Here is a 12,941-nt window from a genome sequence, read left to right as displayed (position 1 = left end):
GGTCAGGCCACCCCGGCCGTCGCCCGCACCGTGGTCGCGATCGTCGCCGAGCCCACCACGCGGGTGCCGTCGTAGAGCACGATCGCCTGGCCGGGGGCCACCCCGCGGACCGGCTCCCCGAAGGACACCCGCAGCTCGCCGTCCACCAGCTCCGCCGTCACCTCGGTCTCGCCGCCGTGGGCGCGCAGCTGGGCGGTGTAGGTGCCGGGGCCGGTGGGGGCCGCTCCGCACCAGCGCGGCTTGATCGCCGTCAGGCCGCTCACGTCCAGGGCGGCGGCCGGGCCGACCGTCACGGTGTTGTTCACCGGCGAGATGTCGAGGACGTAGCGCGGCTTGCCGTCGGCGGCCGGGGTGCCGATGCGCAGCCCCTTGCGCTGGCCGATGGTGAAGCCGTACGCGCCCTCGTGGGTGCCGATCTTCGCTCCCGACTCGTCGACGATGTCGCCCTCGGCCCTGCCGAGCCGCTGGGCCAGGAAGCCCTGGGTGTCGCCGTCGGCGATGAAGCAGATGTCGTGGGAGTCGGGCTTCTTGGCGACCGCGAGGCCCCTGCGCTCGGCCTCCGCACGGATCTCGTCCTTCGTGGTGACCGTGTCGCCGAGGGGGAACAGGGCGTGCGCCAGCTGCCGCTCGTCCAGGACGCCCAGGACGTAGGACTGGTCCTTGGCCATGTCGGAGGCGCGGTGCAGCTCGCGCGTGCCGTCCTCGTGCGTGATCACCTTGGCGTAGTGGCCGGTGCAGACCGCGTCGAAGCCGAGGGCGAGCGCCTTGTCGAGCAGGGCCGCGAACTTGATCTTCTCGTTGCAGCGCAGACAGGGGTTGGGGGTGCGGCCGGCCTCGTACTCGGCGACGAAGTCCTCGACGACGTCCTCGCGGAAGCGGTCGGCGAGGTCCCAGACGTAGAACGGGATGCCGATGACGTCGGCGGCGCGCCGGGCGTCGCGGGAGTCCTCGATGGTGCAGCAGCCCCGCGCGCCCGTGCGGAACGACTGCGGGTTCGCGGAGAGCGCGAGGTGGACGCCGGTCACGTCGTGGCCGGCTTCCGCGGCGCGGGCGGCGGCGACGGCGGAGTCGACCCCGCCGGACATGGCGGCGAGAACGCGGAGGGGGCGGGGGCGCTGCGAGGTCTCAGTCATAACCCTTCCAGGGTACGGGTCACCGGGAACCGGAGCCCGCGCGTATCCGTTGACGATCACGAAGGGCGAGAAAGGGCGGACGATGCAGGAGCGAGGGGCCGACTCCGACCGGCGGATCGGGCGGCGGGCGCTGCTGATCGGCGGGGCGGTGGCCGCCGTGGGGTCGGCGGCGCTGGCGCGTGAGGAGCTGACGCGTCTGTACTGGCGGCTGCCGGGGGTGCGCAGACCGCGCGTGGAGGGCGCGGTCGATTTCGGGGGCGCGCGGTGGGTGGCGGCCTCGGAGGCGAACTTCCGCTGGGCGGACCGGCCGGACGACTACGGGATCGACATGGTCGTCATCCATGTCACGCAGGGCGATCTGGCCAGCGCGGTGGAGGCGTTCGAGGACCCCGGCCACCAGGCGGCGGCGCACTACATCGTCGGCCGGGACGGCGGCGTCACCCAGATGATCCGTGAACTGGACGTGGCGTTCCACGCGGGCAACCGGGCGTACAACGAGCGGAGCGTCGGCATCGAGCACGAGGGGTTCGTGGACCGGCCGGAGGACTTCACCGACGCGATGTACGAGGCATCCGCGCGCCTGACCGCCCGGATCTGCGCGCGCTACGGCGTCCCCGTGGACCGGGACCACATCATCGGGCACGTGGAGGTGCCGGGGACGGACCACACCGATCCCGGCGAGCACTGGGACTGGGACCGGTATCTGCGGCTCGTCGAAGAGGCGCGCGCGGCATCCGCCTGACCCAGCCGCATGTGATGCAGGTCACGTGCGCCCAATATCATGAACACTTCATGAGGATCGGCCGCCCGATGTGTCCCGCGCCCCGACCATGACCTGCACCCCGCCAACTTGGCTTTTCTTCAAGGCAGTTGCCGTACACGGTGCCCGCACAGCGTCCTCGGCCCGCTCCTAATTTCGGCTCAGTCTTCACATAGGCCTTAGCTCGAAGCTCCACGCCCATGACCCACACCACGGATCCCGCCTCCGGCGCGGGACGACAGAGCAAGGGCGCCCACGCGCGCAGCGGACGCGACGGCAAGGACGAGCACGCGAAGGAGACGAGGGGCCGGGGCGGCAAGGGCCTGCACCGGCGGAAGTTCCTCGGCGGAATGGCCGGGGTCGGGCTCGGCGCCGTCGGCGCGGCGGGAGCCACCTTCTCCCTGCTGACCGGCGGCCACAACAGCAAGGCCGCCGCGGCGACGGAGGCCACCGGCACCCTCACCGTCCCCGACCTGCTGGAGGGCACCGCCTCCGACGGCACCACCACCTTCACCCTGACCGCGAAGACCGGCACCGGCGAGGTGCTCAGCGGCGTCAGCAGCACCACGGCCGGCTACAACGGGACCTTCCTCGGCCCGACCATGAAGTGGACCAAGGGCGACACGGTCCTGATGAACATCACCAACAGCCTGGGCGACGACACCACCGTGCACTTCCACGGCGCCCATGTCCCGCCCGAGATGGACGGCGGCCCGCAGAACTCCTTCGCCGACGGCGAGACCTGGTCGCCCACCTTCGAGGTCCTGGACGAGGCCAAGACCCTCTGGTACCACCCGCACGCCCTGGGCACCACGGCCGAGCAGGTCGTGCACGGCCTGGCCGGGATGATCATCGTCGAGGACGACTCGGACGCCTCGGCCGCGCTGCCGAGCGAGTACGGCGTCGACGACATCCCGATCATCCTGCAGTGTCTGGCCGTCGACAGCAGCGGCGACATCAAGTACGACGTCACCGGCTACCTCAGCTCGGGCCTCAGCTACCCGGTGCTGTGCAACGGCACCAACGTCGACTCCACCACCCTGGGCTTCACGGCCACCAAGAAGCGCACGCGCTTCCGCGTCCTGAACGCCTCCCCCGCCGACATCCTGACCATCCAGCGCGGCGACGGCGGCACGCTCACCCAGATCGCCACCGACCAGGGCTATCTCACCGAGGCCACCGAGGTGACCACGATCCGGCTGGTGGCCGGCGCCCGCGCCGAGTTCGTCCTCGACCTGGAGGACGCGGTCACGCTCCAGGCGGTCGTCACCACCGGCTGGATCCGCGGCGGAAGCGGTACGTACGACTTCCTGACCGTCACCCCGGACGCCTCGGACACGCCCGACGACCTGCCGAGCACGCTCAACACCATCACCCGGTACGACACCAGCGACTTCACCGCACGGACGATCACCCTCGGCCAGAGCGGGCAGACCATGACGATCAACGGCTCCGCGGGCACCAGCATGTCCTCGATGGCGATGATCAGCACCACGCTGGACGCCGAGGAGGTCTGGACGATCAAGAACGGCACGCAGCTGGAACACTCCTTCCACCTGCACGACGTGCCGTTCCAGCTGATCGAGATCAACGGCGAGGAGCCCACCGGCGTCGACCTCGGCTGGTTCGACACCTACGAGGTGGTCGGCGGCGGCTCCATCAAGATCGCGATGAAGTTCACCGACTTCGCCGACGACACGTACATGTACATGCTCCACTGCCATCTGCTCCAGCACGAGGACGAGGGCATGATGGCGTCCCTCATGGTGACGGAGAGCTAGGCCCTTCGGCCGGGCCTCACCGAGCAGGCTGCCGCCGGCAGTGGAAGTGCCGGCGGCAGCCCCTGGCCCCGCTTGCCCGGGCCGGGTTCATGGTGACGGCCGTGGCCGGCAGATCCCTTTGAACACGTCCGCCGAACACGTCCGCCCCCGCGACCGGCGGCGCGGTGGCGCGACGGTCGGGGTGACGGCCCTGCGCGGGCACCAGGGCCGGGGGTTACGTCAGCCCGGCCGCGCGGGCCCGCTCCACCACCGGGCCGATGACCTTGGCCAGCGCCTCGACGTCGGCCTCGGTGGAGGTGTGGCCGAGGGAGAAGCGCAGGGTGCCGCGGGCCAGGTCGGGATCGGTGCCGGTGGCGAGCAGGACATGGCTGGGCTGGGCGACACCGGCCGTGCAGGCGGAGCCGGTGGAGCACTCGATGCCCTGGGCGTCGAGGAGCAGGAGCAGCGAGTCGCCCTCGCAGCCCGGGAAGGTGAAGTGCGCGTTGGCCGGAAGGCGGCCCTCCGGTGCCGGGTCGCCGCCGAGGATCGCGTCCGGGACGGCCGTACGGACCGCGACGACCAGGGCGTCGCGCAGGGCGCCGATCTCACGGGCGAACCACTCGCGCTGCTCGGCGGCGAGCCGGCCCGCGACCGCGAAGGAGGCGATCGCGGGCACGTCGAGGGTCCCGGAGCGCACATGGCGTTCCTGGCCGCCGCCGTGCAGGACGGGGACGGGGGTGTGCTCGCGGCCGAGGAGGAGGGCGCCGATGCCGTAGGGGCCGCCGATCTTGTGGCCGGACACGGTCATCGCGGCGAGGCCGGAGGCGGCGAAGTCGACGGGGACCTGGCCGAAGGCCTGAACGGCGTCCGCATGCAGGGGGACGCCGAACTCGGTGGCGACGTCGGCGAGTTCACGGACCGGCATGACCGTGCCGATCTCGTTGTTCGCCCACATGACGGTGGCGAGGGCGACGTCGCCGGGGTCGCGGGCGATGGCCTCGCGGAGATCGTCGGGGCGGACGCGTCCGTAGGCGTCGACCGGGAGGTACTCGATCCGGGCGCCCTCGTGCTCGCCCAGCCAGTGCACGGCGTCGAGGACCGCGTGGTGCTCGACGGGGCTGGCCAGCACCCGGGTGCGGGCCGGGTCGGCGTCGCGGCGGGACCAGTACAGGCCCTTGACCGCGAGATTGTCGGCCTCGGTGCCGCCGGAGGTGAACACCACCTCGCTGGGGCGGGCGCCGAGCGCCTCCGCGAGCGTCTCGCGGGCCTCCTCGACCGTCCGCCTCGCACGGCGGCCGGACGCATGGAGGGAGGAGGCGTTGCCGGTGATGCCCAGGTGCGCGTTGAGTGCCTCGACTGCCTCCGGGAGCATCGGGGTGGTCGCGGCGTGGTCGAGGTATGCCATGGTGGGCACGATTCTACGGGGCGCCCTTCAGGAGCCTCGTGCCACGGTCGGCCTGGGCAGCGGCCGGGGGTCGCACCCTGCCGGGGCCGCGACCGCGGCGGGTCCGCCTCGGACCCGGCGTCGCGGGCTCAGAAGCTCCACGACACCGACGAGTCCGCCTGCATGAAGGCCAGGAGGACCACCAGGTCGGCGACGCCCAGGGTGAGGCCGAGCCAGGCGCGCCCACGGCGGGAGGTGCCGCGGATCAGGGCCACCGAGGCCAGCACGATGGCGGTCGGGCCGAGGAAGAGGTTGAGGACCAGAAGGCCCAGGAGGCCGAGGACGAACGACGCGACGGCCATCCCGTCGGTGTCGCGCAGTCCGGTGCGGCGGGGGGCACGGTCGGTTGCCGGTGCGGTGAGTTGCATGATCGTTCAGCTCCTGTCGGACGGTGGCCGGTCAGTGGGTCGAGGTGTGACCGCGGCGGGCGTGACGCTCCCGGAGCGCGAAGATTCCGAGCCAGACGGCGATCACTGCGGCGGCGACGAGCGTGAAGCTGAGCGGCGCGTGGGCCACCGTGCCCAGGACGACGCCGAGCAGCAGCAGTGCGGCGACGAGGAACAGCATGGGATCGGATCCCCCTCCGTTACGATTGGGTGAACAGTTGTAGTAACACTTGTTCACTGAGTTCCCAGTCTAGCGCTCCCCATGACTTTCCAATTCCGGAGAACAGTTGTTAACTGGATGACATGAGTCACACCCTCGGTATCCGGCAGGCCCAGAAGCAGAAGACCCGGCAGGCGCTCCTGGACGCCGCGTTGGGGCTGCTGGAGGAGCAGAGCCTGAGCAGCCTGGGCCTGCGCGAGGTCACCCGCGCCGTCGGGGTCGCCCCCACCGCCTTCTACCGCCACTTCCGCTCCACCGCGGATCTCGGCGTCGCCCTGGTCGAGGAGGCGCTGGGCAGCCTTCACCCGATGATCCAGAACACCGTGTCCGGCGCCGAGAGCAGCGACGAACGCATCACCCGTGCCGTCGAGCTGATCGCCCACCATGTGCACACCCACCCGGCGCACGTCCGCTTCATCGCCCGGGAGCGGCACGGCGGGGTCCAGCCCGTGCGGGAGGCGATCCGCAGCCAACTGGGGCGGTTCGCCGAGGAGGTGAAGGCGGAACTGGCCAAGGACCCCGAGTCGCGGGGCTGGAGCGACGAGGATCTGCTGATGCTCGCGCACCTCTTCGTGGACCAGATGCTCGTCACGGCCTCACAGTTCCTGGAGTCCCTGGAGGCCTCGGAGGAGGAGCGCGAGCGCGTCACCCAGCTGGTGACCCGTCAGATGCGGCTGATCAGCATCGGCCGCCACCACTGGCTGGACTGAGCACCGGCCCGGTACGGCAGGGGTCGCCCGGCACGCAGGGGCGGCACGCCCGTTCCCGGGTGTGCCGCCCTGCCGTACGGGCCGCCGAGCCGTCAGCCCTGCTGCTGGGACTGCCGGCCGCCGCCCTGCTGACCGCCGCCGGGGCCGCCGCAGCCGCCGCCGGGACCGCCCTGCCCGCCACCGCCGGGGCCACCGCTCGGCATGCCGGAGGGAACACCGGTCGGGGTGCCGGTCGGCTGACCGGAGGCGGCGCCGGTGGGCGCGCCCGACGGGGCGCCGCTCGGAGCGCCGCTCGGGGCGGCACCGGTCGGCATGCCGGACGGCGCCTGGCAGCTCTGGTTCTGACCGGAGGTGCCGCTGGAGGACGAGGAGTCGTCCGAGCCGCAGGCCACCAGGGCGAGGGGCGAGAGCGCCAACAGGGCCACCGCCGGGACGAGACGCACACGCTTCATGAGAGACAGCTCCAAGCACGATGAGGAAGTCCTGAGGTGCGGGCACTCAACCAACGGCGGCTGAGGCTTCCTTGAGCCCGCTCTGTCCGCCGGCTGTCAATGGGGTAAAGCGCGCCTCAAGAAACGTCCCCGACCTGCGCGTTCACGTCGGGTGAGTCCGCGGTGCGCTGGTACAGCTCCGTGACAGAGGCGGCCGCCACGCGCAGTTCCTCACGCACTTCCGGCGGTGAGAGGACCTCCACCTGGTCGGAGTAGGCGAGGAGTTGGCGGGCCTCGCGGACGGATCCGTACGACAGCCGGGCGGTCACCCAGTCGTCCGCGCCGCCCTCGCCGCTCTCGCCGCGCTCCTGGTCGTCGGGGAGTTCCACGAGGGCGGAGGCGTTCAGGCGGACGAACATGTCGAGCCGCTCGCGCCGGACCCGGACCGTGACGTCGAGTCCGCCGGGGCGCTCCTCGACACGGCGGCGCAGCAGCTCCCAGGCGTCGGCGAGTTCGACGCCCGGCCGCCGCCGTACGGGTTCGTCGAGCATCCTCGCCGAACGCACCCGGTCGGCGCGGAACAGCCGGGGTGTTCCGCGCCGGTCGGCGACGAGGTACCAGACGCCCGCCTTGGACACGAGTCCGTACGGGTCGACGGTGTAGGTGCTGGGCTCCGGGTGGCCGCTGTGCCGGTAACGCAGGCGCAGCCGCCGGTCGGCGAAGACGGCGTCCTGCAGCACGTCGAGGTCGACGGCCGACTGCGGGCCGCCCTTCCAGCGGGTGGCGTCGACCAGGATGCGGCGGCTGGTCACCTCGGCGGCGGGCCGGTGCGGGGCGGGCAGCGCGGCCATCACCTTGCGCAGCGCGGAGCCGAGGGCGGCGTCCAGGCCGAGGGCGGCGTGCGCGCCCTGGGCGGCCAGGATGAACAGGGCGCGGGACTCGTCGGCGGTGAGGCCGGTGACGTCCGTGCGGAACCCGGCGAGCAGTTCGATGCCGCCGTGCCGGCCGCGCTCGGCGTAGACGGGGACGCCGGAGGCGGACAGGGCCTCGATGTCCCGGTAGATCGTGCGCACCGACACCTCGAGGCGCTCGGCGAGTTCGGGGGCGGGGACCCGGCCACGGGTCTGCAGGAGCAGCAGGATCGACAGGAGGCGGTCGGACTTCACCGCACCAGGATCCCAAATGTTGACGGAAACTGTCAGGTTATGGGTCCAGCATCCAGGCCGTGTCCACCGACGAAAGGCCTTCAGCCATGACCATCACCGACCCCCGCCCCGTCTACACCCGCGCGACCGAGCAGGCCGCGGCGCTCATCAGGACGGTACGGCCCGACCAGCTCGCCGGTCCGACCCCCTGCACCGAGTTCGACGTACGCACGCTGCTGAGCCACATGGTCGGCGGCACCCGCCGGATCGCGATCGTCGGCGAGGGCGGTGACGGCCTCGCCGAACCGGCGTTCGCCGAAGGCGTCGAGGACGACGGCTGGGCGGAGGCCTACGACGAGGTCAGGGCCCGGGCCGTGAAGGCCTGGGAAAGCGACGCGCGCATGGCGGCGCCGGTGCGCGTCCCGTGGGGCGAGGTGCCGGGGGACGCGGCACTCTCCGGCTACGTCATGGAGATCGTGACCCACACCTGGGACCTCAACGAGTCCCTCGGCCGGCCCCTCGCCCTGGACCCGGCCCTGGCCGAGTTCGCGCTCGCCGCGGGCCACCGCAACCTCCCCGATCCCGAGCGCGACGCCCGCACCCCCTTCGACTCGGCCCGGCCGGCCCCCGAAGAAGCCGGCCCCTACGCCGAACTCGCCGCCTGGCTGGGCCGGGAACCCCTCAGCCGAGCCTGACGCGGGCCAGTTGGCGGGACTGGGCGACCAGGCGGTCGGCGCTGTCCCAGACCTCCGCGTCCTCCTCCAGGAAGCCACCCGCGAGGTTGCGGGTGGTGATGGAGACGCGGAGGGGGCCCGGGGCCGGGCGGGAGCGGACGTGGACGGTGAGTTCGACCGTGGGGACCCAGCCGCGCAGGCCGATCTCGAAGGCGGTCGGGGGCAGGGCGTCCACGGCGAGGAGGAGGGAGAGCGGGTCGTGGTCGCGGCCGTCCTTCAGGCCGAACCAGGCCCGCATCTCGCCCTTGCCGGAGGGCTGCCCGAGCGCCCAGCCCAGGGTGGAGGGGTCGAGCTTGAGCATCAGCCGGTCGGTGATCGCGGAGCTGCCGTCGACGGGGGCCGGTCCGTCCTCGGGGCCGAAGCACTGGTCGAGGGGCGGGAACGCCGGGGGCTTCGCCGCCGTGCGCACGTCGTCCGGCAGGGAGTCCAGGTCCCCGTAGGAGGCGAGGACGCGGATCCGCTCCACCTCGTTGCCCTCCTCGTCGTACTGGAGGAGCGAGGCCTGGCCGGTCGACAGGGTGCGGCCGGTGCGGACCACGTCCGTGCGCACGACGGCCGGGCCCGGCTGGGAGGCGGTGAGGTAGTGGGCCGAGATCGTGAAGGGGTCCCGGTGCGGCAGGGCGTCCCCGAGGGCGCGGCCGAGGACGGCGAGCAGATAGCCGCCGTTGACAGCGCTGATGATCGTCCAGCCGGCCGAGAGGTCGATGTCGTAGACGCCGGGGGCGCGCCGGGTGAGCGCGGTGTCGCGGTCGAACTCGCTGTCGCCGATGGTGGCCCGCTCGGCCGCCGCGGTAGCTGCTTCTGGCATGGCTGAACGGTACAACAGGCGATTACTAAGCGGTAGCTTTGTGCCGCACTCCCCCGTGCGGCACGGGCAATTTCTTGGTAAGTGTCCGCTCTCCTCCGTAAACCCCACCCGCCGGCTCGCCCTCTAGGGGGACATGAGCCTCACCGGAAGTACCTTCCTCTACACCCTCGTCGCCCTGTCCGTCGTCGCCGTCGCGCTCCCGCTCGTCCTGTGGTCGCGGATCCGGGGACCGAGGGTCCTGCGGGGCGCCGCCCGGGTACTGATGCTGATGTTCGCCCAGGGGACGGCCGTGGCCCTCGTGTTCGTCGTGGTCAACAACGCCGACAACCTCTACGACGACTGGTCCGATCTGCTCGGCACGAGCGACCACGTCCGGCAGGCCGCCGACCTGGGCGCCGACGGCACCGGCGGCCTGGCGCTGAGCGAGTTGCCGCGAGTCCGCCAGCACTTCACGCAGGCCGGCGGCGGGGTCCGCGTGACCCAGCTCAAGGGCCGTGTCTCCGGCGTCGACGCCGAGGTCTACGTCTGGCTGCCCCCGCAGTACGACGAGCCCGCGTACGCCCACCACAGGTTCCCCGTGGTCGAGCTGCTGCCGGGCTACCCCGGCTCCCCCAAGTCGTGGTTCGGGTCGCTGCACGCGCCCGCACAGCTCGCCCCGCAGATGCGCGGAGGCAGGGTGGCGCCGTTCATCCTGGTCGCACCCCGCACCACCCTGCTGCCCGGCGTGGACACCGGCTGCGCCAACGTGCCCGGCACCGTCAACGCCGACACCTGGCTGAGCGTCGACGTGCCGAAGATGGTCATGGACAACTTCCGGACCCAGCCCGCCCCCCGGGGGTGGGCGGTCGCCGGGTACTCGGCCGGGGCGCACTGCGCGGTCAAGCTGGCCGTCGCCCACCCCGACCGCTACCGGGCGGCGGTGAGCCTGTCCGGCTACAACGACCCGCGAGGTGAACGGGACTCCCTGGCCGCCCAGGACCCCGCCCTGCGCCGCGCCACCGATCCGTATCTGATGCTCGCCCGCGCCACCGTGCCGCCCCCCGTGGCGCTCTACCTCTCCGGGCAGCCGCACGACGGCTACGAGGCGGCGCTGGCCCTGCAGCGGGAGGCGAAGGCGCCGACCGCCGTGCACGTGGTGTACGTCCCGAAGAGCGCGGGCGGCCACACCATGGCGCTGTGGCGGCCGCAGGTGGTGCCGGCGTTCCGCTGGCTGACGACCCAGATGGACCAGCACCGGATCGCCCCGGGGGCGGCTACTCCTCGCGCACCGTCGACCGCCGGTTCCAGGCGCGAGGCGCTCGCCAGTGGAACCGCATCGCGAGCAGCCGCAGGACGAAAGCGGTAGCCGCCGCGAAACCGCTGGCCAGCGGGGTGAGGACGGCGTAGCGGATGCAGAGCGCCACCATCGTCGCGCCGACCATCGCCGGGACCGCGTACAGGTCGCGGTCCCAGCGCAGCAGCGACGGCACCTCGTTGGCCAGCACGTCCCGCAGCACACCCCCGCCGACGGCGGTGGCGAGGCCGAGGGCCGCCGACGCGGTCAGGCCCAGGCCGTAGTCGTACGCCTTCGTCGTGCCCGTGACGCAGAACAGGCCGAGGCCCGCCGCGTCGAAGACGTTCACGGCCGCCTGGATCCGCTCCACCTGGGGGTGGAGGAAGATCACCAGCAGGGCGGCCAGCAGCGGGGTGAGGAAGTACCCCAGGTCGGTGAAGGCGGCCGGGGGCACGGCCCCGATGACCAGGTCCCGGAACAGCCCTCCGCCCAGCGCGGTGACCTCGGCGAGCACGGCGATGCCGAACACGTCGAAGTTCTTGCGGACGGCCAGCAGCGCGCCGGAGATGGCGAACACGAAGATGCCGATCAGGTCGAGCGTGTGCTGGACGGAGGGACTGAAGATTTGCTGGAGCACCCTTACATTGTCACCCAAAGACCGGCGTGGACCTTACAAAGCCAGGCTGGACAGCTCTACAGCGAGGGTTTTCCTGTGGTGAAGAGCCAGGTCTGGAACAGGTCGTCGAGCTGTCGTCCGGAGATCCTCTCGGCGAGGCGGACGAAGTCGTCGGTGTCCGCGTTGCCGTAGCGGTGCAGTTTCGTCCAGGCGGGGAGCAGCCTGAAGAAGGCCGCGTCGCCGATGCGCTCGCGCAGGACCTGGAGGGTCATCGCGCCGCGCTGGTAGACGGCGGAGGCGAACATGGTGTCGCGCTGCGGGTCGCCGACGGTGATCTGCCAGAAGGCGGAGTCGGCGGGGCGGGCGTTGTAGCCGGCCAGGAAGGAGTCGTGCGCCGAGCGGGTGCCCTGGTGCTCGGCCCACAGCCACTGGGCGTAGGTGGCGAAGCCCTCGTTCAGCCAGATGTCCTTCCAGTGCGCCACCGAGACCGAGTCGCCGAACCACTGGTGGGCCAGCTCGTGCACGATCGTGGACTCGCTGCGCACGGCCGAGTACACCGGCTTGGACTGCACCTCCAGCGAGAACCCGGCCTGCGGCATGTCGTCGACGATCGCGCCGGTCTCCTCGAACGGGTACGGGCCGAAGACCTGCGACCAGTAGTCGGTCGCCGCGGCCGTCACGCCGTACACGTCGACGTTGTTGCTGTTCGCGAGCACCGGGTCGACGGCCACGTAGATCGGGATGCCGCCGGCGGTCGTCCCGGTCCTGACGTCGAACTTCCCGATCGTGGCGGTCGCGAGGTACGTCGCCATCGGCTTCGTCTCGCGCCAGTGGGTGTACGTCGAGCCGCCCTTGTCGTACGTCGAGACCAGCCGGCCGTTGGAGACGGCGGTCAGGCCCTTCGGCGCCTTGATCCGGATGTCGTAGGCGGCCTTGTCGGAGGGGTGGTCGCTGGAGGGGAACCAGGTGGAGGCGGCGTTGGGCTCGCAGGCGACGAAGACGCCGTCGTCGGTCTTCATCCAGCCGTAGTCCGAGCCGAACACGATGGGGCCGCCGAGGGGTTCGGGGACGCCGCCGTAGGTGACGGAGACCTCGAACGCCCTTCCCTTGCGCAGCGCTTCGCGCGGGGTGATCCGGATCTCGTCGCCGTCCCGCGTGAACGGGGCGCGTCTGCCGTTCACTTCGACCCGGGTGACCTCCAGCTTCTGCAGGTCCAGATCGAAGGACGAGAGGGTCCGGGTGGCGCGTGCGGTGATCGTCGTACGGCCGTCGAGGCGGTCGGTGTCGGGGTCGTAGGCGAGGGCGAGGTCGTAGTGACGGGCGTCGAAGCCGCCGTTGCCGAGCTGCGGGAAGTAGCTGTCACCGATGCCGGCGGCGCCGGGGGTGGGGGCGGAGGAGGCCGCGATGACGAGGAAAGAGGCCGCCGCGGTCGCGAGGGCCCCTGAACGTGCCGAACGGGAGAGTGCCATGAGCCGTCCCTTTCGAGCGTGTGCCGATAAGTCGGACACGGACGACTCTGAC

14 protein-coding genes are annotated in these 12,941 nt (G+C 71.8%); 5 read left to right on the top strand and 9 right to left on the bottom strand.

The genetic code is table 11. The features are described from left to right. Nucleotides 1-2: 2 nt before the first annotated feature. The gene (gene mnmA, locus ACFY30_RS25610; RefSeq protein WP_390847481.1) at nucleotides 3-1,133 is read right to left on the bottom strand and encodes a tRNA 2-thiouridine(34) synthase MnmA; all 1,131 of its coding nucleotides are present in this window, start codon (nucleotides 1,131-1,133) and stop codon (nucleotides 3-5) included. An 82-nt stretch (nucleotides 1,134-1,215) separates the two neighbouring features. Between mnmA and ACFY30_RS25605 the strand changes: the two genes are divergently transcribed. Beyond that, on the top strand, nucleotides 1,216-1,875 hold the full coding sequence (locus ACFY30_RS25605; RefSeq protein ID WP_390847480.1) for an N-acetylmuramoyl-L-alanine amidase: 660 nt from the start codon (nucleotides 1,216-1,218) through the stop codon (nucleotides 1,873-1,875). A 218-nt stretch (nucleotides 1,876-2,093) separates the two neighbouring features. Next, nucleotides 2,094-3,674 (top strand): multicopper oxidase family protein, encoded by a 1,581-nt coding sequence (locus ACFY30_RS25600; protein ID WP_390847479.1) that lies wholly within the window; start codon nucleotides 2,094-2,096, stop codon nucleotides 3,672-3,674. A gap of 214 nt (nucleotides 3,675-3,888) precedes the next feature. On the opposite strand, the gene ACFY30_RS25595 is transcribed toward ACFY30_RS25600, so the two are convergent. From ACFY30_RS25595 to ACFY30_RS25585, 3 genes are all read right to left on the bottom strand, one after another. Beyond that, on the bottom strand, nucleotides 3,889-5,058 hold the full coding sequence (locus tag ACFY30_RS25595; RefSeq protein ID WP_390847478.1) for a cysteine desulfurase family protein: 1,170 nt from the start codon (nucleotides 5,056-5,058) through the stop codon (nucleotides 3,889-3,891). 128 nt (nucleotides 5,059-5,186) lie between these two features. Then, nucleotides 5,187-5,465, bottom strand: a complete 279-nt coding sequence (locus ACFY30_RS25590; RefSeq protein WP_390847477.1) for a DUF4190 domain-containing protein — start codon at nucleotides 5,463-5,465, stop codon at nucleotides 5,187-5,189. 31 nt (nucleotides 5,466-5,496) lie between these two features. After that, a complete protein-coding gene (locus ACFY30_RS25585; protein ID WP_390661412.1) occupies nucleotides 5,497-5,664 on the bottom strand; it encodes a hypothetical protein in 168 nt (55 codons plus the stop codon). Nucleotides 5,665-5,786: 122 nt separating this feature from the next. Between ACFY30_RS25585 and ACFY30_RS25580 the strand changes: the two genes are divergently transcribed. Beyond that, nucleotides 5,787-6,413 carry a TetR family transcriptional regulator gene (locus ACFY30_RS25580; protein WP_390661413.1) on the top strand — a complete coding sequence of 209 codons (627 nt, stop codon included), beginning with the start codon at nucleotides 5,787-5,789 and terminating at the stop codon, nucleotides 6,411-6,413. 92 nt (nucleotides 6,414-6,505) lie between these two features. Here ACFY30_RS25580 and ACFY30_RS25575 read toward each other — a convergent pair whose 3' ends face one another. Together ACFY30_RS25575 and ACFY30_RS25570 are read right to left on the bottom strand one after the other, a co-directional pair. Next, nucleotides 6,506-6,865, bottom strand: a complete 360-nt coding sequence (locus tag ACFY30_RS25575; RefSeq protein WP_390847476.1) for a hypothetical protein — start codon at nucleotides 6,863-6,865, stop codon at nucleotides 6,506-6,508. 116 nt (nucleotides 6,866-6,981) lie between these two features. After that, nucleotides 6,982-8,010: a helix-turn-helix transcriptional regulator gene (locus ACFY30_RS25570; protein ID WP_390847475.1), complete on the bottom strand. Its 1,029-nt coding sequence runs from the start codon at nucleotides 8,008-8,010 to the stop codon at nucleotides 6,982-6,984. Between the two features lie 86 nt (nucleotides 8,011-8,096). Between ACFY30_RS25570 and ACFY30_RS25565 the strand changes: the two genes are divergently transcribed. After that, nucleotides 8,097-8,684 carry a TIGR03086 family metal-binding protein gene (locus ACFY30_RS25565; RefSeq protein WP_390847474.1) on the top strand — a complete coding sequence of 196 codons (588 nt, stop codon included), beginning with the start codon at nucleotides 8,097-8,099 and terminating at the stop codon, nucleotides 8,682-8,684. Here the strand turns inward: ACFY30_RS25565 and ACFY30_RS25560 are convergent. Continuing rightward, nucleotides 8,671-9,531, bottom strand: coding sequence for a thioesterase family protein (locus tag ACFY30_RS25560; protein WP_390847473.1), 861 nt, complete (start codon nucleotides 9,529-9,531; stop codon nucleotides 8,671-8,673). The genes ACFY30_RS25565 and ACFY30_RS25560 overlap by 14 nt on opposite strands. Nucleotides 9,532-9,664: 133 nt before the next feature. On the opposite strand from ACFY30_RS25560, the gene ACFY30_RS25555 reads away from it, so the two are divergent. After that, nucleotides 9,665-10,876, top strand: a complete 1,212-nt coding sequence (locus tag ACFY30_RS25555) for an alpha/beta hydrolase (RefSeq protein ID WP_390847472.1) — start codon at nucleotides 9,665-9,667, stop codon at nucleotides 10,874-10,876. Here the strand turns inward: ACFY30_RS25555 and ACFY30_RS25550 are convergent. Then, on the bottom strand, nucleotides 10,785-11,441 hold the full coding sequence (locus ACFY30_RS25550) for a trimeric intracellular cation channel family protein (RefSeq protein WP_390847471.1): 657 nt from the start codon (nucleotides 11,439-11,441) through the stop codon (nucleotides 10,785-10,787). The genes ACFY30_RS25555 and ACFY30_RS25550 overlap by 92 nt on opposite strands. A gap of 56 nt (nucleotides 11,442-11,497) precedes the next feature. Next, nucleotides 11,498-12,889 (bottom strand): M1 family metallopeptidase, encoded by a 1,392-nt coding sequence (locus tag ACFY30_RS25545; protein ID WP_390847470.1) that lies wholly within the window; start codon nucleotides 12,887-12,889, stop codon nucleotides 11,498-11,500. Nucleotides 12,890-12,941: the final 52 nt, after the last annotated feature.

It is taken from the genome of Streptomyces sp. NPDC000345, from assembly GCF_042898825.1.
Classification (GTDB): domain Bacteria; phylum Actinomycetota; class Actinomycetes; order Streptomycetales; family Streptomycetaceae; genus Streptomyces.
This window is presented reverse-complemented; position numbering and strand designations above follow the sequence as displayed.